The following is a 26,290-nucleotide window of genomic DNA, read 5'->3' as shown; positions in this document are numbered from 1 at the left end:
GACAGCCCCCGGTTTTGCTTACACATTTTGTTCATTGCGCCGTCATCTTCGCCAGGCGCGGCCCTGTCTTGACATCGACGATCTCGGGCTTGCTGCTGTCGACCGCGCCATCCCAGCCGCCGCCGAGCGCCTTGTTGAGGGCGATGTAGTTGGTGGCCAAAAGGACGCGGCTTTGCAGCAGTGAATCCTCGGCCGAGTAGAGCGAGCGCTGTGCGTCGAGCACATCGAGCAGGCTGGTCTCGCCGGCCTTGTAGATCGTGCCTTCGAGACTTGCCGCCTCGCCATAGGATTTGGCCGACGCGGCGAGCTTGCTGATCCGGATGCGCTCCTGCGCCATCAGCACCAGCGCATTCTCCACATCCTCGAGCGCGGTCAGCACCGAGGCGCGATAGGCAATGAAATACTGGTCGCGCTGCGCGCGGGCGACGTCGGCGGCCGCCTGAAGCTGACCAGCGTTGAACAGCGGCACGCTGAGCGACGGCCCGAAGGACCAGCCGATCGACGAATTCCTGCCGAGATCGCCGAGATTGAGCGCCGCCGTTGAGATATTTCCCGTCAGGCTGACCGAGGGATAGCGCGCCGCCTCGGCCTGGCCGACCTTGGCGGTGTATTGCGCATATTGCCGCTCGGCCATGCGCACATCGGGGCGCGACAACAGGATGTCGGCCGGGATCCCGGTCGGCATCGGCAAACGCGGCGACGGGATCGGCTTGCCGCGCTTCAGCCGCTCGACGAGTGCGGCCGGCGGCCGGCCGGTGAGCACCGACAGGCGATGCACCGCTTCTGCATAGCTTGCTTCCAGCGTCGGCACCGCGGCCTCGGTGCTCGCCGCCTGCCCCATCGCCTTGGCGACATCGGCCGCCGTTGCGGATCCTGCCAGCAACATGGTGCGGGTGAGTTCGGCGGTCTGCCGCTGCGACACGGCCGAGCGCCGGGCGAGCGCGATGCGGGCCTGGTAGCCGCGCGCCTGGGTGTAATAGGACGCGACATCGCCGACCAGGGTCAGCAGCGTCGAGCGCAATTCCTCTTGCGATGCATCCACGCCGTAGCGCGCCGCCTCGACGCCCCTGCGGTTGGCGCCGAACAGGTCGAGCTCCCAGCTGGCGTCGAAGCCCGACTGGTATTCCGAATAGATGGAATTGGCGCCCGATGTGGTCTCTGCCGACTTGTTGCGCGTCACCGACCCGGAACCATCCAGGGACGGCAGCAATGTGCCGGCGCTCTGGCGATAGCTGGCGCGCGCCTCGCGGATCTTGGCTTTCGCGGTGGCGACATCGAGATTGCCGGCAACCGCTTCCTCGACCAGCGTGTCGAGCGTGGGATCGCGCAGGCGCTGCCACCATTGCGACAGCTGCGCCGGCTGGGTGGATTTCGTCGGCTTCTGGCCGGTCCAGTTTGCCGGCATCGGCAGGATGGGCGTCTGATAATCCGGACCAACGACGCATCCGGTGAGAAAAACAGCCGTAATCATGGGCACAATGAGCCGCCCCGCGGCCACCGGGCCACGTTCAAAACCTGTCATGGAAAGTTTCCTTATTGCTGGTTGGCCGTCGCCGGCTTCTCGTCGGTGCCCTGCCCGGTATCCTGCCCAGTATCCTGTTTGGCCGCCCCGCCCTTGAAGATGCGCCGCACCGTGACGAACAGCAGCGGCACCAGGAACACGCCGATCACGGTCGCCGCGATCATGCCGCCCATGACGCCGATGCCGACCGAGTTCTGCGCTCCTGAACCGGCGCCGCTGGCGATGGCGAGCGGCGTGACGCCAAGGATGAAGGCCAGCGATGTCATCAGGATCGGCCGCAATCGTTGTCGCGCCGCCTCCAGCGTCGCCTCGACCAGCCCCATGCCCGCCGCCTGCCGCTCGATGGCGAACTCGACGATGAGGATGGCGTTCTTGGCGGCGAGGCCGATCGTGGTCAGCAGGCCGACCTTGAAATAGACGTCATTGGTCTGGCCGAAGATGGTCGCCGCCAACAACGCGCCGAAGATGCCGATCGGCACCGACAGCATGACAGCGAACGGGATCGACCAGCTTTCATAGAGCGCCGCCAGGCACAGGAACACGACCAGCGCCGAAATCGCATAGAGCGACAGCGCCTGGTTGCCCGAAAGCCGTTCCTGGTGCGACAGCCCGGTCCATTCGTGCGAATAGCCAGGCGGCAATTGCGCCACCAGCCTGTCGATCTCGTCCATGGCCGCACCCGAACTCACGCCGGGCGCCGCGGCACCCTGGATCTCGACGGCCGCCGACCCGTTGTAGCGTTCAAGCCGGGGCGAGCCGAATGTCCAGTGGCTGGAGGCGAAGGCCGAGAACGGCACCATGGCGCCGCTGGCATTGCGCACCTGCCATTTGTCGAGGTCTTCCGGCTGCATGCGGAAGTTCGCGTCCGACTGCATATAGACCGGCTTCACCCGCCCGCGATCGATGAAATCGTTGACGTAGTCGCTGCCCCAGGCGGAGGACAGCGTGTTGTTGATGTCGGCGAGGCTGACGCCGAGCGCGCTGGCCTTTTCCTGGTCGATGTCGACGGAGAACTGCGGCTGGTCCTCCTGGCCGTTCGGCCTTGTGGCGGTGAGCAGCTTGCTCTGTGCCGCGAGGCCCAGAAGCTGGTTTCGCGTCTGAATCAGCGCATCATGGCCGGCGCCGTTGACGTCCTGCAGGTAGAAATCGAAGCCGTTGGTGTTGCCGAAACCCTGGATCGCGGGTGGCGCAAGCGCGAAGACCTGCGCATCCCTGATCTCTCGGAAGGCACCCATGGCGCGGCGGGCGACCGCTTGCGCCGACAGGGTCGGCGATTTGCGCTGGCTGAATTCCTTCATCGGCACAAACGCAATGCCGACATTCTGGCCCGCGCCGCCGAAGCCGAAGCCGGAAGCGGTGAAGACCCCTGCGACGGCGTCCTTTTCCTCCTTGAGATAGTGGTCGGTCACTTGAGCCAGGACACGCTCGGTACGGTCCTGCGTCGCGCCGACCGGCAGCGACACGCTGGTGATCAGGATGCCCTGGTCCTCTTCCGGCAGGAACGAGCTCGGCAGCCGGGCAAACATCCAGCCCATGGCGACGACGATGGCGAGGAAGATGACGAGGAAGCGCCAGGACCGGTTGATGATGCCGTGCGAGCCGTTGCGATAGGCCGTCGTGCCGCGGTCGAAGACGCGGTTGAACCAGCCGAACGGGCCGGTCTGCGTCGCATGGTCCTTGGGCCGCCGCAGGATGGTGGCGCACAGCGCCGGCGTCAGCACAAGTGCCACCAGCACGGACAGCACCATGGCGGAGACGATGGTCACCGAGAACTGCCGGTAGATGATGCCGGTCGAGCCGCCGAAGAAGGCCATCGGCACGAACACGGCCGACAAAACGGTGGCGATGCCGACCAGCGCGCCGGTGATCTCGTTCATCGATTTTCGCGTCGCCTCTTTCGGCGACAGATCTTCCTCCTGCATCACGCGCTCGACATTCTCGACCACGACGATGGCGTCGTCGACCAGCAGGCCGATGGCCAGCACCATGGCGAACATGGTCAGCGTGTTGACCGAATAGCCGAAGAACGAGAGCACGCCGAATGTGCCGAGCAGCACCACCGGCACGGCGATCGTCGGAATGATCGTTGCCCGCAGATTCTGCAGGAAGATGAACATCACCAGGAACACCAGCACGATCGCCTCGGCCAGCGTCTTGACCACCTCCTCGATCGACAGCCGCACGAAGGGCGAGGTGTCGTAGGGGTAGACGACCTCGACCCCTTGCGGGAACGTTGAGCTCAGCCGGTTGATCGTCGTGCGCACCGCTTCCGCGGTGTTGATCGCGTTGGCGCCGGTCGCCAAATTGATCGCGACGCCGGCCGCCGGCTGGCCATTGAACCGGGCGGCCGTCGTATAGCTTTCGGCGCCGAGCTCGACGGTGGCGACGTCATTGAGGCGAACCAGCGAGCCGTCGACCGTGCTCTTCAGGATGATGTTGCGGAACTGTTCGGCGGTCTGCAGCCGGCTCTTGGCGGTCACCGTGGCATTGAGCTGCTGGCCCTTGCGTTGCGGCATGCCGCCGAGCTGGCCGGCCGAAACCTGCGTGTTCTGCGCCTCGATCGCCGAAGCCACGTCGCTCGGCATCAGCGTGTATTTGGCGAGCTTGTCGGGATCGAGCCAGATGCGCATGGCATAGCTGGAGCCGAACAGCTGCGTCGAGCCGACACCTTCGACGCGCTTCAGCGTGTCGTTGATGGTGGAATCGACATAGTCGGCGAGATCGGTCGAGTTCATCTTGCCGTCGCTGGAGACGAAGCCGATGACCATCAGGAAGCCGGTCGAGGATTTGGAGACGGTGATGCCGTTGCTCTGCACCACCTGCGGCAGCTGCGACTGCACCAGCTGCAGCTTGTTTTGCGTCTGCACCTGGGCGGTGTCGGGATCGGCCGCCGTGGTGAAGGTCAGCGTGATCGTGGCCGCACCGGTCGAGGTCGAGGTCGCCGTCATGTAGTCGAGATTGTCGATGCCGGTCATGCCTTGCTCGATGACCTTGGTCACCGAATTCTCGACGGTCGAAGCATCGGCGCCCGGATAGGTGGCGCTGATGTTGACGGTGGTCGGCGCGATCTGCGGATATTGCGAGATCGGCAGCGTGGTGAGCGCCAAAAGTCCGCCCAGCATGATCACGATGGCGATCACCCAGGCGAAGATCGGCCGGTTGATGAAAAATGCTGACATAGCTCAGTTCCCGGCCGACGCTTGCGCCGGTTTTTGGCCACTATCGGCCATCTTCGGCGTGGAAGATGCGGACGAAGACGTCTGCGCGCGGTCCTTGACCTCGCCGGTCGTCTCGTCGATCGTCACTTCGACGCCCGTCGCATCGCCGCCGGGGCGCACCAGCTGCAGGCCCTCGACGATGACGCGGTCGCCGTCGCCGACGCCTGAATCCACCAGCCAGTTGTTGCCGACGCTGTTGCGCACGGCCAGCACGCGCGTCTCGACCTTCCCTTGCGCGTTGATGACCATGGCGGTCGCCTCGCCCTTGGTGTTGCGGGTCACGCCGCGCTGCGGCACCAGGAAACTGTTCTGGGCAACGCCCTCCTCGACCAGCGCCCGCACATACATGCCCGGCAAAAGCAGGCGGTCGGGATTGGGGAACTCGGCCCTCAGCGCGAAAGTGCCTGTCGTCTGGTCGACGTTGGCGCCGGCGAATTCCAGCTTGCCGGTCTGCGTGTAGATGGTGCCGTTCTCGAGCTTCAGCTTGACGCTGACATTGGGGCCGCTGAACTTCAGCCGGCCCTCATTGATGGCCTGGCGCAGATTGAGCAGATTGGTGCTCGACTGCGTGACGTCGACATTGATCGGATCGAGCGAACGGATGGTGGTGAGCAAGGTGTCCTGGTTGGCGGTGACCAGCGCGCCTGGCGTCAGCGACGACTTGTCGATGCGGCCGGCGATCGGCGCGGTGATGCTGGTGTAGTTGAGATTGATGCGCGCGGTTTCGACGCTGGCCTTGGCCGACGCCACATCCGCATTGGCCTGGGCCAACGTTGCCGCGGCATCGTCATAATCCTGTTTGGAAACAACGTTCTGCTTCAACAGGCCGGCATAACGGTCGAACTTGGCCTGCGCCGTCGGCACCGCCGCTTCGGCCTTCTGCTGGGCTGCCTGCGCGCTGTCAAAAGCTGCCTGGTAGCTCGCCGGATCGATGAGGTAGAGCGGCTGCCCGACCACCACCTCGCTGCCCTCCTTGAACAGCCGTGCCTGGATGATGCCGTTGACCTGCGGGCGCACATCGGCGGTGAGCGAGGCAGACGTGCGTCCCGGCAGTTCGGCTGTTATCGCCACCGATTGCGGATGCAGCGTAACGACGCCGACTTCCGGCTTGGCGGCAGCGGCCATGCCGGCGGGAGCCTTGCTTCCCTCCTGGGAACAAGCCGCAAGAAGAACCGAGGCCGTGAGCACTGCCGCCCAGGGCGCGAGCCGGTGGCGGGAAGACGGGCTAGACTGGATAGACATGGCCTGGATGATCTTTCGCTGGAGTTGCGGTCGCCGTCTGGCTGTCGAGGTCGGATCGTTCCACCAGGAGCCGGGCGAGATGCCGGCCCAGGAAGCGCTGGATGTCGTCCATGAAGGTGTAGACGACCGGAACGTAGACGAGGCTGAGCACGGTCGAGGAGATGAGCCCGCCGATCACCGCGATCGCCATCGGCGCCCGCGTCTCGGCATCGGCGCCGATGCCGAGTGCGATCGGCAGCATGCCGGCGCCCATGGCGATCGATGTCATGACGATGGGCCGTGCCCGCTTGCGGGCAGCATCGAGCAGTGCGTCGAAGCGGCTCATGCCACGCTCCTTCTGTGCGACCAAGGCGTACTCGACAAGCAAGATCGAGTTCTTGGCCGCAATGCCCATCAGCATCAATATCCCGATCAGCGGCGATATGCCAAGCGCCTTGCCGGTAATCAGCATGAAGCCGAGCGCACCGCCGATCGACAGCGGCAGCGCGACCAGGATGGTCACCGGCTGGACGAAGCCGCGGAAAAGCAGCACCAGCGTCAGGTACATCAGCAGGATCCCAGCCGCGATCGCCGTGGCGAAGCCCGAAAACAGCTCCTGCATGCGTTGGGCATCGCCCCGCGCCAGCTCCTGCACGCCGGCGGGCAGGCTCCGCATCGCCGGCAAGGCATGGATGGCCGTGGTCGCCTGGCCGAGCGTCATGCCGGAAAGATCCGCCTCTATCGTGGCGCTGCGGCTGCGCCCGACCCTTGTGATGCTGTTTGGCCCCGCATTGAAGCCGATATCGGCGACAGCGCCGAGCGGCACCGTGCCCTTGCTGCCGATCAGCGGCAGCATGGCCAGTTTCGCCGGGTCGTCGATAGCGCCGTCGGGCAAGGTCACCACGACAGCGACCTGGCGGTCGCCGAGATTGAACTTGGCCAGGCTGGTGTCGGTATCGCCGATGGTGGCGATCTTGACCGTTGCCGCGATCTCGGTCGGCGTGACGCCGAGTTCGGCCGCCCTGGCGCTGTCGGGGCGCACGATCAGCTCCGGCTTGGTCGTTGCCGCCGTCGAGGTCGGGTTGATCAGGCCGGGCACCGACTTCATCCCGTCGATCAGCGCATCGCTCGCCTTTTCGAGCGCCGCGCCATCATCGCCGACCAGGGTGATCGCCACCTTGGCGCCGGCAAAGCCGTCGGCGCCGAACTGGATGCGCGCACCTGGAATAGCGTTGAGGCTCAGCGAGGCCTCGGCCTCGAACTGCTGCTGGCTCAAGGTCCGCTCGCCGCGCGGCTTCAGATTGACGGTGACATTGGCGCTGCGCACCTCGGCCGATGTCGAGCCGCGGTTCGGCCCACCACCCGAGGTGGCCGCGGTGCCGATGGTGGCGAAGATGCTGTCGACGGCCGGCTCGTCCTTGAGGCGCCTTGTGATGTCCTGGACGACATTGGTCGTCTGTTCGATCGTCGACCCCGGCTGCAGCTCGACTGAGATCATCGAGCGGCCGCGATCGGTCGCCGCCATGAATTCGGTCGGCAGTTTCGTTGCCAGCCCGATCGAACCGGCGAAGAAGGCAATGCCGGCGACGAGCGTGATCCAGCGATGGTCGAGAGCCTTGCGCAGCAGCCAGAGATAGGTCGGCACCCAGGCCGGCATGTCGTCCTCGCTGTAGCCTCCGGCGCGCACCAGATAGGCACCCATCAGCGGCGTCAGCATGCGCGCCACCAGCAGCGAGAACAGCACCGACACGCAAACCGCGACGGCGAAGGAGAAGAAGAATTTTCCGGGAATGCCCGGCATGAAGGCGACCGGCAGGAACACCGCGACGATGGTCGCCGTGGTTGCCACCACGGCAAGCCCGATCTCGTCGGCGGCCTCGATCGCCGCCTGGTAGGCGCTGGCGCCGGTCTGGCGCATGTGGCGCACGATGTTCTCGATCTCGACGATGGCGTCGTCGACCAGGATGCCGACGACCAATGACAGCGCCAGCAAGGTGATGTTGTTGAGCGAGATGTTGAAGGCCGCCATGACGGCGAAGGTCGGGATCAGTGACAGTGGCATGGCGACCGCCGACACCAGCGTCGCCCTGATGTCGCGCAGGAACAGCCAGACGACGCCGATGGCGAGCAGCGCGCCAAGCCACAGCGCCTCGAATGCGGCGTCATAGCTCTCCTGCACGAAGCCGGACGATGAGGTGACTTCGGTGAATTTCGCGGTGTCGGTCTTCGCGCCGATTTCCGCCACGGCCCTTCGCGCGGCCTTGACCACGTCGATCTCGCTCGATCCCACCGACCTGTAAACGTTGAAGGCGACGACCTGCCGGCCGTCGAGATAGGCGGCCTGGCGCGGCTTTTCCCAGCTGTCGACCACGCGGCCGAGGTCCGAGAGCCTGACGCCGCCGGCGCCATTGAGCGCGATGCGGGTGTCGGCCAGCGCCTCGACGGTGCCGGCGCTGGCCAGCGTGCGCACCGACTGCTCCTGGCCGCCGACGCTGGTGCGGCCGCCCGGCTGGTTGACGTTGTTGGAGGCGAGCGTCTGGCTGACATCGCCGGCACTGATGCCGAGTGCTGCCAGGCGGTCGGGATCGAGCTCGACGCGGATGACCCGGTCGACGCCGCCCGAACGGGTGATCTTGGAGACGCCGTCGACGCCGAGCAGCGCCTTGGCGACATCATTGTCGATGTACCAGCTCAGCGCGTCCGGCGACATGGTGGGGGCCTCGACGACATAGGTCAGCACCGAATTGCCAGATGCGTTCATCTTGGCCACGACAGGCGTCAGCGCGGCCGCCGGCAGGCTCGACTGCACTTCCGACACAGCGTTGCGGACGTCGTTGGTCGCCGTCTCGGGATCGGTGCCCAATGTGAACTCGACCGTGGTGACGGAAGAGCCCTCGCTGATCGAGGTCGAGACGTCGTCGACGCCTTCGAGCGTCGCCACCGCGTTCTCGATCACGCGGGCGACCTGTACTTCCATTTCGCTGGGTGCGGCACCCGGCTGCGAGACGGTGACGGTGACCGTCGGCAGGTCGATATCGGGCATGTTGTTGGTGCGCAGTTGCATGAAGCCGTAAAGGCCGGCGATGGTCAGCGACAGGAACAAAACAATGGTCGGCACCGGGTTGCGGATCGACCAGGAGGAAATGGCGTTCATCGCGCCGCCTCCGCCACCTTGCCGGCGGCATCAGTGGCCGCTTCAGCATCCGCGATACGCACCAGATTGCCGTCGCTGAGGAAGCCGGCACCGGCGACAACGACGCTGTCGCCTTCCGACAGTCCGCCTTCGATGGCGACGCGGCCGTTCTGGTGCCCGCCGACCCTCACCGGGCGCGCGCTGGCCTTGCCGGCGGCATCGACGACGAAGACAACAGGCTTGCCGTCCTGCCAGACAAGGGCGGCCTCGGCCACGCTGAGCCTTTGCGAGGTAGCACCAGCGATCGAGACGCGAGCGAACATGCCGGGTTTCAGCCCCGAACCAGAGCCCAGCCCGACATAGACGGTGGCGAGCCGCGTCGTCGAACTGACCGTCTGCGCGATCGAGGAGACGCTGCCGGCGAAAGTCCGGCCTGACGCATCGACGACATTTGCCGCCTGCCCGACCGTGATCATTGGTAGGTCCTTTTCCGGCACAAGCACGCCGACCTCCAGCCGACCGTCGCGGATGATCTTCATCAGCTCGGTGCCGGCCTGGACGATCGAGCCGGCAACCGCCGGCCGGTTGGAGACGATGCCGTCGAAGAGCGCGCGGATGGTCGCCTGGTCGAGCTCTGCCTGCAGCCGCTCAGCGGCGGCCTCGGCCTGCGCGAGCGCGGCCCGGCCTGTCTTCACCGCGGTGGTCTTTTCCTCCGCCGTCTCGGCGCTGATGGCCTTGCTGGCCAGCAGCCTGTCGGAGCGGCCGGCGGCGGAAACGGCGGTGTCCAGCGTTGCCTGCGCCTGGTCGACCGCGGCCTTCTGCTCGGCCAGCTGTGCCTTCAGCACCGAGGCGTCGAGCCGCGCCACCACGTCGCCGGCGCGCACATGGTCGCCTTCGCCAACCAGCACTTCGGTCAATTTGAGGCCCGATGTCTCGGCGCCGATGGTCGCCTCCTGCCAGGCGGCGACGGTGCCGGTGGCGCTGATCGACGAGGCGATCGCCTGCGAGCGCACCTTTTCGACGGCAACCGTCAGGCTGACGCGCGGCGCCGCCACCTGCGCGGCGGGTTCGACTGTCGCGCGCCCATAGGCGCCCAGCGCCGCCGTAGCGACCAGGGCGACCAGCACGCCGGCCAGGACAAGATAGGTCTTACGCGATCTTGCGGTCATGATGTTCGTTGGGCTGCTGCGAAACCGGCAGCGACAGCCGCCAGGCGGCGAAACTCAGGCGCACCGCGCCCTTCAGCGCATCGGCCGGCAGGGCCGGCAGCGTGGCGGCATGGCCGGCGCGCCGGCCGAGCGAGAATTTTGGGGTGACCGATGCGATCAGCCGCAGCATCATCATGGCTTCCCACATTGTCGTGTTTCCATTTCGTGTGAATCGGGATGGCGGCACATGCGCGCCATCCCACAAAACCGGCCGGCCCGAGAACGGCCCAAGAACGGGTACAAGTACCGGGCCGGCCGGTGCAGCCGCTCGGAGTTATCAGCCATTCCCGGGCTGGGGTGGCGGAAGCTGTCGGCCCTGATCAGGCGGACCTCCAGGTGCGGCCGCGTCTTCCGGCGGGCCGCCCCAGGGACCGGGGGGTGGTCCGTGGGGGCGTTCCGCCGAAGCGAGGATTTCGAGTTGTTCGGGGGAAAGCTTGGTGCGCAGTTCGGCGATCGCGTCCTTCAATTTGGCGGCCGAAGCGGCGCGTGCGGTAACCTCGTCGGCCAGCCTTTCCTGGAAGGCGAAGGGGTCGGGCTTGCCGCCCGGACCAGCGTTGGGACCACCAGCATCCGGACCCTTGGCCTCGGGCCCGCCAGGACCAGCGCGGCCGCCGGTGCCGCCGGGGCCGCGATCATGCAGCGGCGGCGCAAGCACGGCCTGCAGCGCGCTGGTATAGTCGCGCCAGGCATCGAGCTGCTCGCTGCGGATGCCGACGCGCGTCTCGAGCACCGCCAGCCGGGCAGCCAGCATGAATTCCGGCGGCGGTCCCATGCGGTGGGGACCAAAACCCTGCGGGCCAAAGGCCTGCGGACCAAGCATCGGGCCATGCTGGCCAAACCAGGGCATCGGGCGATGATCCGGCCCATCCTGAAGGGTCATCACTGGCGGCGCATCGCCGGGACCGGCATCGGGCTGCGCCGCCAACGCGGGGTGGATTGCGGCGACGGAAAACAGGCCGAGCGCAAGAAGTCTGCTTCGCATGACGGTGTTCCTTTCTCTCATGCATCGGACAGCCCTGAGGATAGGAAGCGTGTTTGTCTGCTTCGCGTCGGCATGTTGCCGAAGGTTTCCGCAAAGCGGCAATTTGTTTCCGAACGTTTCCGGCGGCCCGTTGGAAACATTGCGTTGCAATTTTCCATGCCGCTTTGGCGTGCGCTCCCTATAATCACCGTCAGGCAAAGGGCACGCATCATGCAGTCACAACCCCATATCCTCGTCGTTGACGACGACCGCGAGATCCGCACGCTGCTCGGCCGCTACCTCGACGGCCAGGGCTTTCGCGTCTCGGTGGCGGCCGACCGGCGCGAATGCGAGCAGAAGCTCGGCGCCGGCCAGTTCGACCTCGTCGTGCTCGACGTCATGCTGCCGGACGGTTCGGGGTTGGACATCTGCCGCGGCATGCGCGACCGCAAGCCGCATATCCCTGTCATTCTGCTGACGGCGCTGAAGGAAGATGTCGATCGCATCATCGGGCTGGAGCTCGGCGCCGATGATTATCTCGGCAAGCCGTTCAACCCGCGCGAGCTCACCGCCCGCATCCGCGCCGTGCTGCGCCGCGCCGCACCCGAGGAGGCGCCGGCGCCGCGTGCGCGCATCTACCGCTTCGCCAGCTACCGGCTGGAGCCGGATACCCGCAAGGTGATGGATGCACGCGGCGAGCTCGTCGACCTGACCGGCGCCGAGTTCGACCTGTTGCAGGTTTTTCTGGACCGTCCCGGCCGCTTGCTCTCGCGCGACCAGCTTCTCGATCTCACGCAAGGCCGCGAGCGCGATCCGCTCGAACGCTCCGTCGACGTGCTGATGAGCCGGCTGCGCCGCAAATTCTCCGACACCGGCGACGGGCCGCTGTTCAAGACGGTGCGCAATGGCGGCTACCAGCTGACCGCGCGCGTCGAGGCGGTGGAGGCACAGGCGTGAATTCGCTGCGCCGCCGCCTCATCCTGCTGCTGATCCTTTCGATCGTCGGCGTCGTCGGCCTGGCGACCGCCGCCGTCATCAGCGTGCGCGGCGGCGGGCCGCCGCCGGAACTGACCGTGCCCTGGATCGCCCAGCAGATGGAACTCGTGGTGCGGCTGCTGCCAGGGCCGATCCCGGATGTGCTGAGGGTGCAATTCTCGGATCATCCGGCCGCCGGCAAGGTCGCCCGTGCGGAAACGGAAATGCTCAACGACATCCTGCAGCGCCGCGGCCTCGACCTCCTGGCGATCATCAGCGAGAAGCCCGGCGAAGCCGGCCAGACCGCCTCGGTGCAAATGCCCGATCACCGCTGGGCGATCACTGACGTGCCGCACCTCAAGCCGCCCGGGCGCGAATGGCTTGTTCTGGCCGGCTGGATCTCGTTGATCGTCGCCGGCGCCACCGCCGTCTCGGTCTACTTCACCTCGGTGCTGATCCGGCCGCTGGAAATGCTGGAGGCCGCCGTCTCCAAGATCGGCAATGACGGCGTGCTGGCGGCGGTGCCGGAAGTGGGGTCGGCCGAGGTCAAGGCCACCGCGCATGCGCTGAACCAGCTCTCCTCGCGGCTGCGCACCGCCATGGAAAGCCGCATGCGGCTGGTGGCCGCTGCCGGCCATGACCTGCGCACGCCGATGACGCGCATGCGCCTGCGCGCCGAGTTCCTCGACGAAGACCGCGACAAATGGCTTCACGACCTCGACGAGCTCGACCGCATCGCCGACAGCGCCATCCGCCTGGTGCGCGAAGAGGTGAACCAGGACGCCGTCGAGCCGCTGGACCTGCGCAAGATGGTAGAGGATATCGAAGCCGAGATGGTTTCGCTCGGCCATGCCGTCTCGATCGGCCATCTGGACAGTGTGTCGGTGCGCGCCGGCGCGCTCGGCCTGCGCCGCGCGCTGCGCAATTTGATCATCAACGCCGCCACTCACGGCAAGGCCTGCAGCATCGATCTCGCTCTGGCCGACAGGCGCGCCGTGCTGACCATTTCCGACAAGGGGCCGGGCATTCCGCCCGACCTCATCAACAAGGCCTTCGAGCCCTTCTTCCGCGTCGATCCCGGCCGCCAGCAATTCATCCCCGGCGCCGGCCTCGGCCTCGCCATCGCCAAGGAAATCATCGAGCGATACGGCGGGACGGTGACGCTGGAGAACCGCCAGGGCGGCGGACTGGCGCAGACGGTGGTGTTTGACGCGGTGTGAGGGGGTGGGCGTCGTGCGGACAAGCGCCTTGACTGCTAGCGGAACAGCGAAAAGCCCGGCTCCCCCACCTCCCCCTTGTGGGGAGGTCGGACCGCAGGTCCGGGCGGGGGTACTGGCACTGGCCTTGAAAGCAAATCTTGCAGCGTCGCGCTGCCCCCACCCCGGCTCGCAATCTCCGCTTCGCTGCGACTGCGAGCCGACCCTCCCCACAAGGGGGAGGGTAAAGATCAGCCCGCCATAGCCAGCGGCACGGCGCTCTTGTTGGGGATCTGGATATCGATCTCCAGCGTCGACATGGTCTCGCCCCTGTCCATCGACACCTGCAGATAATCCTGGTCGATCTGCACATGCTTGGCGATGACGGCCATGATCTCCTCGCGCAGGATTGAGACGAGGTCGGGCTGGTTGCGGTTGCGGCGCTCATAGGCGAGCAGCACTTGCAGCCGCTCGCGCGCCACCGGCGCGCTGGAGCGCCGCTTGAAGATGTCGAGCAGGTTCATGCCGCCCTCCTTCCCAGAAGACGATCGAGGAAGCCCTTGCGCTCGAACGGCACGATGACGGGCAATTGCTCGCCTTCGAGCCGCCTTGCGGCGTCGAGATAGGCCTTGGCGGCCGCATTGAGCGGCTCCGACAGCGTGACCGGCGAACCGAGGTTGGAAGCGCGCAGCACGTCCTGGCTCTCGGGAATGATGCCCAGCAGCGGCACCGACAGGATTTCCAGCACATCGTCGATGCTGAGCATTTCACCGCGCGCGGCCCGCGCCGCGTCATAGCGGGTGACCAGCACGTGTTTGGCGATCTGCTCGCCCTGTTCGGCGCGCATGGTGCGGGCGTCGAGCAGGCCGATGATGCGGTCGGAATCGCGCACCGACGACACTTCAGGATTGGTGACGATGACCGCCTCGTCGGCAAAGCGCATGGCGAGCTGCGCGCCGCGCTCGATGCCGGCCGGGCTGTCGCAGAACACATAGTCGAACACCGAGCGCAGCTTGTCGATGACTTCGCCGACGCCCTCCTCGGTCAGCGCATCCTTGTCGCGCGTCTGCGAGGCCGGCAGCAGGAACAGCGTGTCGACCCGCTTGTCGCGGATCAGCGCCTGCGACAGTTTTGCCGTGCCCTGGATGACGTTGACGAGGTCGAACACCACGCGCCGTTCCGCGCCCATGATCAGGTCGAGATTCCTGAGGCCGACGTCGAAATCGACCAGCGCCACCTTCTTGCCGGTCTTGGCCACGGCCGCACCCAGTGCCGCCGTCGAGGTGGTCTTGCCGACGCCCCCCTTGCCCGAAGTGACCACCACTACCTTGCCCATGAAAAAAGCCTCCGTTGTTGTTCGTTGTTGTCCCCGCCGCCCTGACGGCCTTCGTCTCAATCAGCCAGTCAGCTCAATGTCTCCACGCGCAGGCCCTCGCCGTCGAGGAAGGCCTGCACCGGCTTGCCGCGCGACACCCCTTCCATCTCCTCGGCGGTGATGTACCAGCCGTCGACCGACAGAAGCTCGGCCTCGTTGCGGCGGCAGAAGATGCGCGCACCGGTGTTGCCGAGCGCACCCGCCGAAGCGCGCCCGCGCAGCGTGCCATAGACATGGATCGAGCCCGCCGCGACGATCTCCGAACCGGACGCGACCGAGCCCAGCACGATGACATCGCCATGCGGATGCATGATCGCCTGGCCGGAGCGGATCGGCGCCTTGATCATCAGCGTGCCCGAATCGTAGTGCCCAGCCAGCGGCTCGCTTTCCTCAGTCTTGCTTGCGCCAGCCTTGCCCTTCGCACCGGCATCCGCCCGCGCGTCCAGGCCGCGCTCGGGCGCCCTGCCCTCCGGCTTGCCCTCTTGCCCACGGCCGGGCAGCAGCCCATCCGTCGTCGCCTCCTTGGCGCCGACCAGCACCGGCGGCAGTTCGGGGCCGAGAACGGCCCCTTCAAGCTCGATGGCATAGATGCGAATGCCGCGCGTAAAAAGCTCCGCCACCAGCGCCGCGATCTCGCTGGCCCGCGGCTTCAAGACGTTCAGATCGAGCAACACCGGCCGCCCGGCAAAATAGCCCGGCGAGTTGCCGATCCAGTGATCCAGCCCCTCCAGCCACCCCACCATGGGCGCTTCCGGGGTCAGTGTGAAAGCGACGAAAGAGCGGGCACGAAAGCGAATGGATTTGGCCTCGAGGGGAGCGGCAAAGGTCACGGCTGGCGAATCCTTACTGAGAGGTAAACGCTAGCGGGAGGATGGTTAACGAATGGTTAATGGGGGATACTTTGGAGGGTTGGAAAGGTGATTCCTGAGAGGGCCAGGATGAGGCCATGGCTTGCCTTGTTGAACTAGATGATCCAGAGATCCTCTGGTCCGAGGTAAGAGATGAATATCCGATCTCCTTCAGGCATGATCGCAGATCGAACTAGGCCTTTTCGAGCCGGATTTAGCGGGGCGCCCAGAGTGCCAAGGTACTGACCATCGGCGGAAACGACAACTCCGTGGCCGTTGATGCTATGCAGCCTAACAGGAGTACCGGCGGGTTGCACAAGACCGGGAACCCAAGTTACCGGCGCTTGGTATCGCTGATCCTTCCAAACGGTCGTTTCGCGTGGTGCAAAACTGCCGACAAAAGACAACCACATCGCGTGCGTTTCAGCCGTAGGCCAATCCGGCTGGTGGCTTACTTGAGTAACGATTTCGGAAGCCAACCACTGCTGCAACTCAACCCCATTGCCGAATGTCGCCCCAGTGTCGTTGATAGCTTTTATAGCAGCCAGCCTCGAACTAAAGCCTGCTTGGATCAGAATGGATGCAGATCGATTCATCGTGCCTGTCTCGATCGCCGAAACTGCTCTGCTCAAATCGAAATCGTCCAATGAAGCGCCCATGCCGCCGATGACATCTCCATTGGCGAGGCCACGTACGCGAATTGCTTCCATGGCCCATGGGAGCCGATACACCAGACCGCTTTCAACAAACCGAAGGGTATCTGCCTCTTGTCCAGACCCCAACGGTGCAAGTGAATCACCTCGCAGCCAACTTGCGAGAATTTCACGCCAATTTTCTGGCACTTTATCGGGAACGAAAGGACTGATTGCGAAGACGCGTTCGGCAATTGCCGCAATCGTGGCAATAGCTGCTGCGTACTCGCCGGCAATAAGGTAGCCATTCGAATCGACCAGGAGCTGGTTGCCTTCTGCCGCCAGAGCGTCAAGCGCATGCCCAGTAGTTAGACCGATGCCTGCAAGGAAGTATCCTCGCCGTCGACTAGCCGTGGACTGTGCCCAAATAAGCCTCCCGCGTGAGACAAGCGTGGCTTTGAGCGCATTCTGAGCAGCCTCGTTTCTGCGGTTTAGTCGTCGCTCCCAGAGAGAAGATTGAAGAATCGAGTCGAGAGCGGCGGCGATATCGTCGTCGGCAATGTCGTTCTCGCCGATGAGGCTTAGAATTGCCGTATCCAAGCTCGCGGTAAAGCGTTCCCAATCGGCGCGTGCCTGGAGGCGATCTTCAGCCTTCTCTCCAGCAATTTCTGGAAAGGTCCAAGCCTCGGCATTGTTTAGTACATATTCGGTGAGATTCTCAATGGACCCGCCCACGCGCCTGCGCATGCGTTGGAGCAACGTCACGACGAGCCGGAGAAGCCCGCTTTCCATTTCGCGAGATGTGACATCCGCGATCAACTTTTGCCATTGGTCCAGGCGACGTAAATGCTCGTCAAAGATTGGATAGAGTACTAGCCCCTCCACGTCGACGTAGGCCCGACCTGCGCGGCCTATGACATTCTTAAACTCTGATGTCTCGATGCGATCCTTGTTGCGGTGAAGAGAGTGAATGATCACCGCCGTTGCCGAGAGATTGAGCCCTTGTGCGAGGGTAGGCGAGGAAATCGTCACCTTGAGCACAGCCTCGCGGAGCAGCCGTTCGATCTCTTTCCGATAGGCCGAGGGCAAAGCCCCATGATGGATTGCGACGCCAAGTTTCAGGCACTGCAAAATAGGATGGTCGGGACCAAGCCATTCCTCACCAAGAACCATGGCGGTATTCAAGACACCCTCATCGGCCGTTAGTAGCGACGGCAATGCGCCGCGCAGATTAAGATCGATAATTTTAGTGGCGAATGGCTCAACTGATGCCCGAACAGGGCAAAACACCAGAACCGATTGACCATCCGCAACGAGCCTCCAAGCTGTAGCGAGACAAAGTTCCCGCAGGTCGTTCGGAAAAATCTTCTTGCGTTTGCCGACGGGCGGAACAACGCCTGTCAGGAAACGTGGAACAAATGGACGTTCTTGTCCCACTCGCAGGTTCAATCGAGCAAACTGACCGTTCCAAATGACCTCGCCATAGCGCAGACGAGTTGGACGCCACTCACTTTTGACTATGCCACCGGGTTGATCACGGCGGAGCCAGTTTGCAAAGTCGTCAAGCTGATTGCCGTCCGGCAAGATGGCAGAAAGGCAGACAATGCGCCTTTGCCCTGCGTCTGCTCGCTTCAGAAGCCGCTGGATCTGAACCTCGTAGCGAACTTCTCGCTCACTGAGGCCGATCATATGCCCCTCATCGAAGACGAGCAGGCCAACGTCATCGAGAAGTGAAGGATCGTTGCGCAACGCGAAATCCAACTTCTCAGGTGTAGCCACGACGATATTGCGGCCCCTGATCGCGTCTTGATCGAAACCGCTCACGCCAATGCTGCCATAAAGTGCAGAAACAGTCTTTCCAAGAGGGCCGAAAGTGCGTTGAAGAGTCGCCTCTGTTTGAGCGGACAAAGCTCTCAAAGGGGTGACAAAAACGATCCTCCTAGCTGCGGCAAGGCAGCGCAAGATGCAAAGCTCTGCGATGCGCGTCTTTCCGGCGCTTGTCGGAAGCGAAACGACAAGATTGTCAGCTTGATCGACTGCGCGCGTTGCTGCGGCGATTTGTGACGGCCAAAGATCTATCTCGGCTTTCGGCCTTCGCAACATGGAGGCAATAAAGAGATCGCGGAGACCACTCCATGTCGCAGCATCGCCTCCAACCGGCAACAGGGGCAACTTTTCGTGGAACGTGGAGTCCCAAAGATCGGACAAAAGATGAACGGCGACCCGATGCGACCACCATTGCGGCAACATATTCAGTTCCGCGCAAATTGAAATCCCATCTTTTAGTCTGCCGATCGCTTGATCCAGCAAAGCTCGCTCGCCCCGCTCAAGCGCCAAGAGAAAAATGTCAATCGCCCCCATGAACGCGTCGGTCAGCGCGAGATCGATGCCGTCGAACAAAAATGGAGAGGTGTCAATATCAGGCTGATCAGCTTGCTGGGCCTCGAACTGGCCTTGGAATATCGCCGCGATATTCTGATCGCTGCCGGTGCCATCAAGACGATATGAAAGGGCAAGCGCCTGAAGCACATTAAGATCACGAAGCATTAGAAGTGCAAGCGCGCGCTCGATCGGCGAGAAGTTATCGTCAGCCTGCACGATGGTCAGTATTGAATAGGCACGTGCGGAGAAGTGGGCGAGATGGTAGCCGGCCGCAGCCATAACGAAATGAAAATCACGATCATTTTCATGATGATCGCCTTTGGCTATGACAGCCTCAAGCGCCGTGGCCGAATTTTCAAACGCAAGGCGTGCTTGCGCAGGGTCACCACCCAATTCTCGGAGGCGCAGGCCGAAGCTTAGAAGTGAATAGCCATATGATTGGAGATCATAGCTAAGTTGAGGAGAGAACGCCGGAGCGCCTAGAGGTAGGACACCCTGCCGCCAGATCATTGCTCGGGCTTGACCGCGCGCGATCAGACTGCTGCGAAACCCCGGCGTGGCCGCCTCATGGATGTCCGCCTGAATGCCCTCAATCGTTGTTGGCATTTGCGATCACCAGATCATAGACTGCACCAATGAATTCCCCATGCGTTTCGACGCGAACGCCGACGCTGGATTGGGCGATAGCACCTCCGTAGCCCTGCAAGGATGCTGTTAACTGAGCAGTCGGATCATTTCCTGAGAACGTAAACAGCATATGCCGTACAGTTTGTGGCGGGATACCGAGCTTGAGTTGCGCATCGTCGATAGCATCTGCCAAGTCGTGGCTTCCCTGTTCATGCAGGCGTGATGCGATATAGGAAAGCGCATGCGCCGATGGCAGGCCGTTGTCCTTATCTAGAGCTTCGCGCGCGTCAGCAACCACACCAGCCGCAAGCACTTGGCGACTCTTGGCTTCGGTCTTGAGAAACTGGAGCCTCTGCGTTGCCGGGTCTTTCACAATGCCAATGACGTCGTCACCACGCATCGCCATATTGCGGTGGTCCTTCCAACGCAATCGCTTGACTGGCGCTTCATAGCTAGTCTGTTCAGTGATGTACTCAGTCGCGAGTATCTCGCCGAGATCTCCAGAGCGAATCGCTTTTGCCTTCGGGTAGTTTCTCGGTGACGAACGCTGCTGCTGCAGTTTTTCCGAGGCGTTGCAGAATGTGCGCAATCCTCTCCTCGGCGGCGTAGTGGCCGGGGACGACAGCGGCAGTCGCCTGGATGCCGACATCGATGTTTGCAGGATTACCAGAAAGAACCCTGAGGTTGTGGCCAACGACATTCGTATCCGTCGCATTGCACCAGTCGTTGTATTGAACCATAACTTTGACGGTCTTCCTCTAGGGTCACTGAACCCTAGCTTGCCACACCGAGGTCAGGAAACATGGAAAATCTTTATAGCTGCGAAGAATATTATCGAGGCTATAGTTGATGCTAGAACGCCGCTTCCAAACCCGAGCAGTCGCTCGCGCCACACATCTGCTTTAGTGGGTAAGCCGACTATCCGGCGAAACGCCGCTGTGTCGGTTTCTGCCACCTGCTTGAGAGCGTTCAGCTCCTCACCAATTACTTGTTTTTGGTACTCGGCGTCTTCAATTCTCTTCAGCGCATCTGTAAGATCGCGTTTGTTGGTGTCAGCTTGAACGCGAAGCTCATCAATTGCGGAAATGGCGTCCTGAAGGTTCTCGCGGGCCGAATCTATCTTTCTGATTCTTTCGTCAATCGTAACGTTTTGCCGCTCGATTCCGGCAGCATTAACTAACAAGTCCAGAAATTTAGGGCGTCGGTAATCTGGGTCTATCGCCTTGGACAGCCGCTCAAGAAAGTCAAAATAGAGACGAAATATTTTAAACAGCAAGCGACCTAAAATCGCGGCAAATTTATCCAAATCGTCCAACTGCGCCCCCCCAAAAATCCACCCGAAAACATAGTAGCAGGGTGTTAATCGGCGACAAGTGGATTCAGATTATAGAAAACCGCGAAGCGGCGACAACGCCCTAACTACAACAGGCACACAAATTCTTATTCGGCATCGCGGGCGTAATAGCGAGGAATGATGGCGTTTGAACACGTGAGTGAATCCAATCGCCGAACAACGCAAGGCGGCCGGCAAGGTCTTTGGCTACGCCGAGTTCGCCGGCCGCGATCTTGGGGTGCGCAACTTTCGACCGACCTGTGACCAGCGCAAATCTCGACGCCAAGCTCTTATACGCAGGTGGTGGCGCCGGTAAGGGTCTGTGCCGCGCAGGGATTGCGCCTCGTCGCCAAGGCCGGCGCACTGGGGATCGGGTGGCAGCGACGATATATCGGCCGCGCTGCGATCTGCACTAGCCAGCCACCAGCCTGTCTAGCGAGATCGCGCCGATGCGAGGTGCCTCGGGGGCTAGATAGACGGGATATCTCTGCCCCAAGTATTCTAGTCCTTCTTGCGGAACAAAGTCGGTATTTTCTACCTTTCAGTTTGCGGATCATCTCGCCAGTCAGGATTTGACCTCGATCAGAATTTCCCATGGCTATCGGCCTTTGCCCTTCACGTCATCCGCCGATCCCCGGGTCTTGACTGTTGCTCGGCGCCGCCAAGCCGCAAGACCCCGGACCCGTCGCCCAAACAACCCCCTCCCGCCCAGCCGTCTCCCACCCCATAGAGTTCGCCACCCCGCCTATGCTAGCCTCCACCCAGCCGGCTGAAGCTCGAGGGGGCAAGTCATGTTGGATCAATGGACTAATTTCTTCGTCATGGTGGGCGGCGGCGCGGCGGGGCTTGCGGGTTTGATCTTCGTCGCCATCTCGATCAATCCCGAACGCATTGTCCGCAACACGACGCACAAGAACCGGGCCATCAACATGCTGTCGGGCTTCAGCGCGATTTTCATGGCATGCAGCCTGGCGCTTCTGGGCGGTCAATATCTTCCGGCGCTCGGCCTCGAATGGCTTTTGCTGTGGCTCGTCGCGACATTCATCTTTGTCAGAGGCTATGTCGTCGCCATCAAGTCGGGGATGAGTTCCATCGGGCTGACCGTGCCCCGGCTCGCGGGCGGCACGGTATGTTACCTCGCCGAAGTCATCGGCGCGTTTCTGCTGGTTCTCGGACGCAGTGTGGGCCTTTACATAGCGGCCCTTGGAACCATCGTTCTCTTCGCCTTCCTAATTTCGGGCGCATGGCTGCTGATCATCGGCATCTATGAAGAGCCGGCCAAGGAATGAGCCGCACATCAGGCGCTGCGGAGGCCCTCAATGCCGCTTGAAATACTGCACCTCGCGCTCATGCTTCTCCGCCGCCTCGCGGTTGTCGAACGTGCCGAGGTTGCGCCGCTTCCCGGTCTTCTCGTCCTTCTTGCGCGAATAAAGCCGGTATTTTCCGTCCTTCAGTTTGCGGATCATCTCGCTCTCCCTTGTCCAGGATCGATCAGGACTTGCGCCTGGTCTTGAGGCTGCGCGCGGCTTGTTCGGTGGCGGCACGGTCGCTGCCCAGGCGGTCGATCAGCTCCTGCGCCTCGTCGCCCGATATGCCGGTGCGCACGGCCAGCTGCTCGACCTCCAACACGTCGGTGCTGGCGATCTCGCTTGTTTCCGGCAGCGCATCGTCAGCGGTCAGCGGCAGAGCAGACTCGCGGTCTATCTCCATCTGGGCCTGGTGCCAGTGGCGGTCGTGGTCGCCATGCGCGCCGCCTTCGCGTTGCCAGATGGCGTAGGCGCGGTCGCGGATCTTGTCGTTGCGGTCGTCGGTCATGTCCATTCCTCCGGTTGGGTCGAGGGATGAACGTCGGGTTGGGGGGATTGATCCAAAAAATTTGCGTGATCGAAATGGCCAGTCATCGCGTGCGATCTAAGCAGGCGGCGCCCCCTATTCGCACTGGCGCCTCGGCCCACCGGAATAGGGCTGATAGCTGTTGTCTTCGGGGCGGTAGGACCGGTAGCGGCTGAAGCAGGACTGGACGTGATCGTCCGAAAGGTCCGCTGTCGCAACCATTGGCGCGGCGCCGCCTTCGACATAGCTGACTTCGGCGGGGCCGACTTCGGCGGGCTGCTGCGCGGCCGGGTCGGTCGCAACGGTGTCGAGATAGGGCGATACGCAGGGCCGCTGCTGTCCGCTAAAGGACCTGTAGCTGTTGTCGTCGGGATTGTAGGAGCGGTAGCGATCCGCGCACCAGCTGACATGGGCAGATGGCAGCCTGGCTTGCTGCTCGCCCTCGTCGGGCGCCGCCGCGCCTGTATTGGTCGGGTCGGGCGCCTGCATCCTTGCGGCGGCGTCCGGCGCCGCGGGCAGCGCGGCGGCCATGCGCTCCAGGCCTTGTGCTGTCTTGTCCACGGGCTGGGCGTCCTTGGTCCAAAGCTGCGAGACACTGTCGGCGGGCTTCGCCTGATGCACGGGCTTGGCGACAATCAGCCAGGCCGCGAAAGCCAGCCCGCTGGCGAAGACCGCAAGGGTCAGCACGAAGCCGCCGACCACTGCCAAAACCGCTTTCATCACACCCTCCTTAAGCCGCTGCTAACAGAATGCGGAGCGTGCGGTCTGGTTCCAGCAAAATGGTTCCAGCAAGCGGCATATTGAAAGGTCGGCAATTAGAGCGGCCTGCCCATGCGCAAGGCAGGCCGCTCCGGCGCCTCAAACCGGCAGCCTTACATCCACCGTGAACTCGTTCTCCACCGCAAGCAGCGCGGCCACCATTTCCTTGTCGCGCTGGCGCTGTTGCAGGTATTTCATCAGCAGCCAGTCCAGCGAGATCCTTCCGGCGCCGGCGACGGCCAGCACGAACATGCCGCCGGCGATCGCCAGGTCCTTCTCGAAATTCAACAGCTCGCTCTGGCTGGCGAAGTTGGTGTGGAACAGCGTGGCCGTTGCCAGGCAGAAGCAGCCGAGGCCGATGGCGCCCAGCCTGGTCAGCACGCCCGTTGCCACCGAGAGCCCTGCCCCCAGCTGCAACGCGATGGTGGCGACAAACAGCGGCAGGCCGACGCCTTGCGCGGCCATCGCCTTGGCGGCGCCGTCGAAATGGATGGTCAGCGTCACGCCCTCATGCAGGAAGATGAAGGACATCAGCAGGCGGCCGGCAAGCAGGGTCACGTCCCTGATGTGGTATTGCGTGGCGAGGCCGGTGAGCTTCGCGTCGATTTCGGTCAGTGTCATGGGTCAGCCTCCAATTTTCTAGCACAGGCAGGCGCCACGCGCCGGTCGGGCGCGCGCGAATGGCGCTGCAATGTCGATTGTTCGAAAAGGCCGGAGCCGGCTCGAGGGAGAGGTGCCGGCTCCGGCAATGGGGCGCCAGCCACGAGCGCCCTGACTGGGATAGGGTTGGATGGGTTGGCGCCCCACTCCGTCTCGGCTTCGCCGAGCCACCTCTCCCCCCGCTTTGCGGAGGGAGAGGAAACGGGTCACCGCCTTACTGCGTCACCTTGGTGTCGATGGCCTTCTGCAGGTCGGCAAGCTCGTCGCAGCCGGCGGGGCAGAGCTTTTGCAGCGAAGCCAGTTGCTCCTTGGCCTTGTCCATGTCGCCGGTCTCGACATAGAGCTCGCCCAGATATTCGCGGGCCGCCTTGTGGTCGGGCTTCAGCTCCAGCGCCTTGTTGTAATAGGTCAGCGCGGTGGTGAAGTCGCCGGTCTTGCGCAGCGTGAAGCCGAGCAGATTGTAGACGTCGGCCTGCTGGTTGTCCTGCGCCAGCTCACGCAGATCGGCCAGCGCGCCCTTGTAGTCCTTGGCGGCGATCTTGGCCTGGACGGCGGTCAGGTCGGGCGCATCCGCGCCTTCGATATCGTCCACCGCATAGGCCGGCATGATTGTGGCGACGGGAACCACAGTCAGCACCGCAATGGCGCCGAGCAGGCCGTAAAGGGCGTGCTTGCCCCAAAAGGATTGTTTCATTGTCTTTCTCGCTTAGGTTTGGGTTACCCGTTCAAATCTGAACGGGAGTGAAGCCGTAGGCATTGCCGTCCTTGACGAAGACGCCGGTGCCCGGGAACGGGAAGTGCGAACCGGAAATGCGGATGTTGTCGGCAATCACCCGGTCGATGATCTTGTGGCGCGTGGTGATGGCCGTCGGCCCATCCTGGTCATAGCTGCCCTGCCACTCCGGATGCGGCGCCAGAAGGGCGGGCACATACATGGTGTCGGCCGAGATCATCAGCTGCTCATTGCCGGAATTGGCCAGGTACACCGAATGGCCCGGCGTGTGGCCGGGGGCCGCGATGATCTGGATGCCGGGCGCCACTTCGGCGCCGTCCTCAACCAGCTTCCAGTTCTTCCATTTCGGGAAGTTGTCGGCGATGCGCTTGCCTGCCGGCTTGCGGCCCTCGGGCAGCTTGGCGAGGCGGCTCGGGTCGGTCCACCAATTGTATTCGGTGGCGTTGACGATCAGCTCGGCATTGGGGAACACCGGCGCATTGGTGCCCTTCTCCATCAGGCCCCAGACATGGTCGGGGTGGAAATGCGAGATCATGATGGTGTCGATCGCCTTGTAGTCGATGCCGGCGGCGGCCATGTTGGCCGGCAGATGCGTGGCATTGGTCTGCCACTGGCCGACGCCCGAGCCCGCATCCATCATGATCAGCTTGCCGCCCATCTTCAGCACCACGACGGTGAGCGGAATGGGCATGAAATCGGTGGTCAGCCCCGCCTTGGCAAGCGCTGCCTTGGTGTCGTCGACGGAAACATCCTTGATGAAGGCGGGGTCGTGCGGCTTCTTCCAGATGCCGTCATAGATGGCGGTCACCTCGATGTCGCCGACCGTGTATTTGTAGAAGCCAACGGTCGGCTCCACCAGCAGCCCTGCGAGAGCGGGGCGGGTGAATTCAAGCTTGCCGGCAAGGCCGAAAGCGGCAGCGGCGGCGGCTGATCCAAGCAGTGTGCGGCGTGTCATGCTGAACATGGGTGGTCTCCTGTGGGTTGCGGGTGGTGGCAAAAGTCGGAAGGCGAGACATTCTGGGGTGACGGAGGGCCACGCCACATGGCCCTCCGTCCTGATGGCGGATGGGGTCGGGACTCGAGGGAGGTCGCGACCCCCGAACTCAGTTGCCCGGAACAGGCGGGCCGACGAATTCGCCCGCATCAGTCTGGTGAGCGGTCTGGCTGGCACCGGTCTTCACCTTGGTGCCGACCTTGTTCTGACGCGCCGTGTAGGGGATCGAAGCGGTGGCGTTGCTGTCGACACCGGCAAACGGCTGGTTGTCGGCGTTGAAGTGGTCGCTGCCGGCAAAGGCGCCGGTGGTGGCCAACAGAATGGCCGCAACCGTAAGAGTGAAGTTTTTCATGGCGATGGATCCTGTTTATTGAGAGACGCGTTGAAGGCCGGCAGTGTGCTTATCGGCCCCAGAGGCTGTCGCGATTGTGCTGGGCGATGATGTCCTGCACCGAGGTCTGGTCGGCGCCGGCCGTCACTTTGGTGTTGGCGCCGTTCTGAGGTGCCGTGTAGGAGATCGAGGCCGTGACATTGGTGTCGACGGAAGGCTGGTTGATGCCTTCGAAATGGTCGCTGCCGGCAAAGGCAGCACTCGAGGCAAGCAACATCGCAGCCACGCTGAGAGCGAGCTTGGTCATCTCCAAAAATCCTTGTTTCGTTTCTTCGGGACGCGGGCCGTT

General features: G+C 63.3%; 24 protein-coding genes. 3 read left to right on the top strand and 21 right to left on the bottom strand.

Going from position 1 to position 26,290, the window contains the following annotated elements:
* Positions 1-31: 31 nt before the first annotated feature.
* From EB235_RS15895 to EB235_RS15865, 7 genes are all read right to left on the bottom strand, one after another.
* Positions 32-1,522 (bottom strand): efflux transporter outer membrane subunit, encoded by a 1,491-nt coding sequence (locus tag EB235_RS15895; protein WP_027030060.1) that lies wholly within the window; start codon positions 1,520-1,522, stop codon positions 32-34.
* Positions 1,523-1,533: 11 nt separating this feature from the next.
* Complete coding sequence (locus tag EB235_RS15890) at positions 1,534-4,701, bottom strand: efflux RND transporter permease subunit (RefSeq protein ID WP_027030061.1); 3,168 nt, start codon at positions 4,699-4,701, stop codon at positions 1,534-1,536.
* A gap of 3 nt (positions 4,702-4,704) precedes the next feature.
* Positions 4,705-5,982: an efflux RND transporter periplasmic adaptor subunit gene (locus EB235_RS15885; RefSeq protein ID WP_032925461.1), complete on the bottom strand. Its 1,278-nt coding sequence runs from the start codon at positions 5,980-5,982 to the stop codon at positions 4,705-4,707.
* Positions 5,966-9,115, bottom strand: coding sequence for an efflux RND transporter permease subunit (locus EB235_RS15880; RefSeq protein WP_051429620.1), 3,150 nt, complete (start codon positions 9,113-9,115; stop codon positions 5,966-5,968). Before EB235_RS15880 ends, EB235_RS15885 begins: the two co-directional genes overlap by 17 nt.
* Positions 9,112-10,263: an efflux RND transporter periplasmic adaptor subunit gene (locus EB235_RS15875; protein ID WP_051429621.1), complete on the bottom strand. Its 1,152-nt coding sequence runs from the start codon at positions 10,261-10,263 to the stop codon at positions 9,112-9,114. The genes EB235_RS15880 and EB235_RS15875 overlap by 4 nt, the downstream gene beginning before the upstream one ends.
* A complete protein-coding gene (locus EB235_RS15870; protein ID WP_027030062.1) occupies positions 10,244-10,450 on the bottom strand; it encodes a hypothetical protein in 207 nt (68 codons plus the stop codon). Before EB235_RS15870 ends, EB235_RS15875 begins: the two co-directional genes overlap by 20 nt.
* Before the next feature lie 129 nt (positions 10,451-10,579).
* Positions 10,580-11,284, bottom strand: coding sequence for a hypothetical protein (locus EB235_RS15865; RefSeq protein ID WP_027030063.1), 705 nt, complete (start codon positions 11,282-11,284; stop codon positions 10,580-10,582).
* A gap of 210 nt (positions 11,285-11,494) precedes the next feature.
* On the opposite strand from EB235_RS15865, the gene EB235_RS15860 reads away from it, so the two are divergent.
* Both EB235_RS15860 and EB235_RS15855 read left to right on the top strand, forming a co-directional pair.
* On the top strand, positions 11,495-12,220 hold the full coding sequence (locus tag EB235_RS15860) for a response regulator (protein ID WP_027030064.1): 726 nt from the start codon (positions 11,495-11,497) through the stop codon (positions 12,218-12,220).
* Positions 12,217-13,458, top strand: a complete 1,242-nt coding sequence (locus EB235_RS15855; RefSeq protein ID WP_027030065.1) for an ATP-binding protein — start codon at positions 12,217-12,219, stop codon at positions 13,456-13,458. Before EB235_RS15860 ends, EB235_RS15855 begins: the two co-directional genes overlap by 4 nt.
* Positions 13,459-13,685: 227 nt before the next feature.
* On the opposite strand, the gene minE is transcribed toward EB235_RS15855, so the two are convergent.
* The 6 genes from minE to EB235_RS15825 form a co-directional block, all read right to left on the bottom strand.
* Positions 13,686-13,958 (bottom strand): cell division topological specificity factor MinE, encoded by a 273-nt coding sequence (gene minE, locus EB235_RS15850; RefSeq protein ID WP_027030066.1) that lies wholly within the window; start codon positions 13,956-13,958, stop codon positions 13,686-13,688.
* Positions 13,955-14,770, bottom strand: coding sequence for a septum site-determining protein MinD (minD, locus tag EB235_RS15845; protein WP_027030067.1), 816 nt, complete (start codon positions 14,768-14,770; stop codon positions 13,955-13,957). The genes minE and minD overlap by 4 nt, the downstream gene beginning before the upstream one ends.
* 68 nt (positions 14,771-14,838) lie before the next feature.
* Entirely contained in the window at positions 14,839-15,639 is an 801-nt protein-coding gene (minC, locus tag EB235_RS15840) for a septum site-determining protein MinC (protein WP_027030068.1), read from the bottom strand.
* Positions 15,640-15,773: 134 nt separating this feature from the next.
* Positions 15,774-19,277, bottom strand: coding sequence for a DEAD/DEAH box helicase (locus EB235_RS15835; protein ID WP_027030069.1), 3,504 nt, complete (start codon positions 19,275-19,277; stop codon positions 15,774-15,776).
* The gene (locus EB235_RS15830; protein WP_245268799.1) at positions 19,261-19,887 is read right to left on the bottom strand and encodes a Hachiman antiphage defense system protein HamA; all 627 of its coding nucleotides are present in this window, start codon (positions 19,885-19,887) and stop codon (positions 19,261-19,263) included. Before EB235_RS15830 ends, EB235_RS15835 begins: the two co-directional genes overlap by 17 nt.
* A gap of 204 nt (positions 19,888-20,091) precedes the next feature.
* Complete coding sequence (locus tag EB235_RS15825; RefSeq protein ID WP_027030070.1) at positions 20,092-20,613, bottom strand: hypothetical protein; 522 nt, start codon at positions 20,611-20,613, stop codon at positions 20,092-20,094.
* An 809-nt stretch (positions 20,614-21,422) separates the two neighbouring features.
* Here EB235_RS15825 and EB235_RS15820 point away from each other — a divergent pair.
* Positions 21,423-21,920 (top strand): hypothetical protein, encoded by a 498-nt coding sequence (locus tag EB235_RS15820; protein ID WP_155256345.1) that lies wholly within the window; start codon positions 21,423-21,425, stop codon positions 21,918-21,920.
* 27 nt (positions 21,921-21,947) lie between these two features.
* Here the strand turns inward: EB235_RS15820 and EB235_RS15815 are convergent, their stop codons facing one another.
* From EB235_RS15815 to EB235_RS15780, 8 genes are all read right to left on the bottom strand, one after another.
* Positions 21,948-22,097, bottom strand: a complete 150-nt coding sequence (locus tag EB235_RS15815) for a hypothetical protein (RefSeq protein WP_140708733.1) — start codon at positions 22,095-22,097, stop codon at positions 21,948-21,950.
* 25 nt (positions 22,098-22,122) lie between these two features.
* The gene (locus tag EB235_RS15810; RefSeq protein WP_027030071.1) at positions 22,123-22,446 is read right to left on the bottom strand and encodes a DUF2934 domain-containing protein; all 324 of its coding nucleotides are present in this window, start codon (positions 22,444-22,446) and stop codon (positions 22,123-22,125) included.
* A 114-nt stretch (positions 22,447-22,560) separates the two neighbouring features.
* Complete coding sequence (locus tag EB235_RS15805) at positions 22,561-23,184, bottom strand: BA14K family protein (RefSeq protein ID WP_027030072.1); 624 nt, start codon at positions 23,182-23,184, stop codon at positions 22,561-22,563.
* A gap of 138 nt (positions 23,185-23,322) precedes the next feature.
* The gene (locus EB235_RS15800) at positions 23,323-23,844 is read right to left on the bottom strand and encodes a DoxX family protein (RefSeq protein ID WP_027030073.1); all 522 of its coding nucleotides are present in this window, start codon (positions 23,842-23,844) and stop codon (positions 23,323-23,325) included.
* 253 nt (positions 23,845-24,097) lie between these two features.
* Positions 24,098-24,577, bottom strand: coding sequence for a tetratricopeptide repeat protein (locus EB235_RS15795; RefSeq protein WP_027030074.1), 480 nt, complete (start codon positions 24,575-24,577; stop codon positions 24,098-24,100).
* A gap of 31 nt (positions 24,578-24,608) precedes the next feature.
* Complete coding sequence (locus EB235_RS15790; RefSeq protein ID WP_027030075.1) at positions 24,609-25,580, bottom strand: MBL fold metallo-hydrolase; 972 nt, start codon at positions 25,578-25,580, stop codon at positions 24,609-24,611.
* A 139-nt stretch (positions 25,581-25,719) separates the two neighbouring features.
* Positions 25,720-25,962, bottom strand: a complete 243-nt coding sequence (locus EB235_RS15785; protein WP_027030076.1) for a DUF680 domain-containing protein — start codon at positions 25,960-25,962, stop codon at positions 25,720-25,722.
* A 49-nt stretch (positions 25,963-26,011) separates the two neighbouring features.
* Positions 26,012-26,248 (bottom strand): DUF680 domain-containing protein, encoded by a 237-nt coding sequence (locus EB235_RS15780; protein ID WP_027030077.1) that lies wholly within the window; start codon positions 26,246-26,248, stop codon positions 26,012-26,014.
* Between the last annotated feature and the right edge of the window lie 42 nt (positions 26,249-26,290).

Origin of the sequence: Mesorhizobium loti R88b (genome assembly GCF_013170845.1) — a bacterium.
GTDB lineage: Bacteria > Pseudomonadota > Alphaproteobacteria > Rhizobiales > Rhizobiaceae > Mesorhizobium > Mesorhizobium loti_B.
Note: the sequence above shows the minus strand (reverse complement) of the source record. Positions and strands in the feature narration are given on the sequence as shown.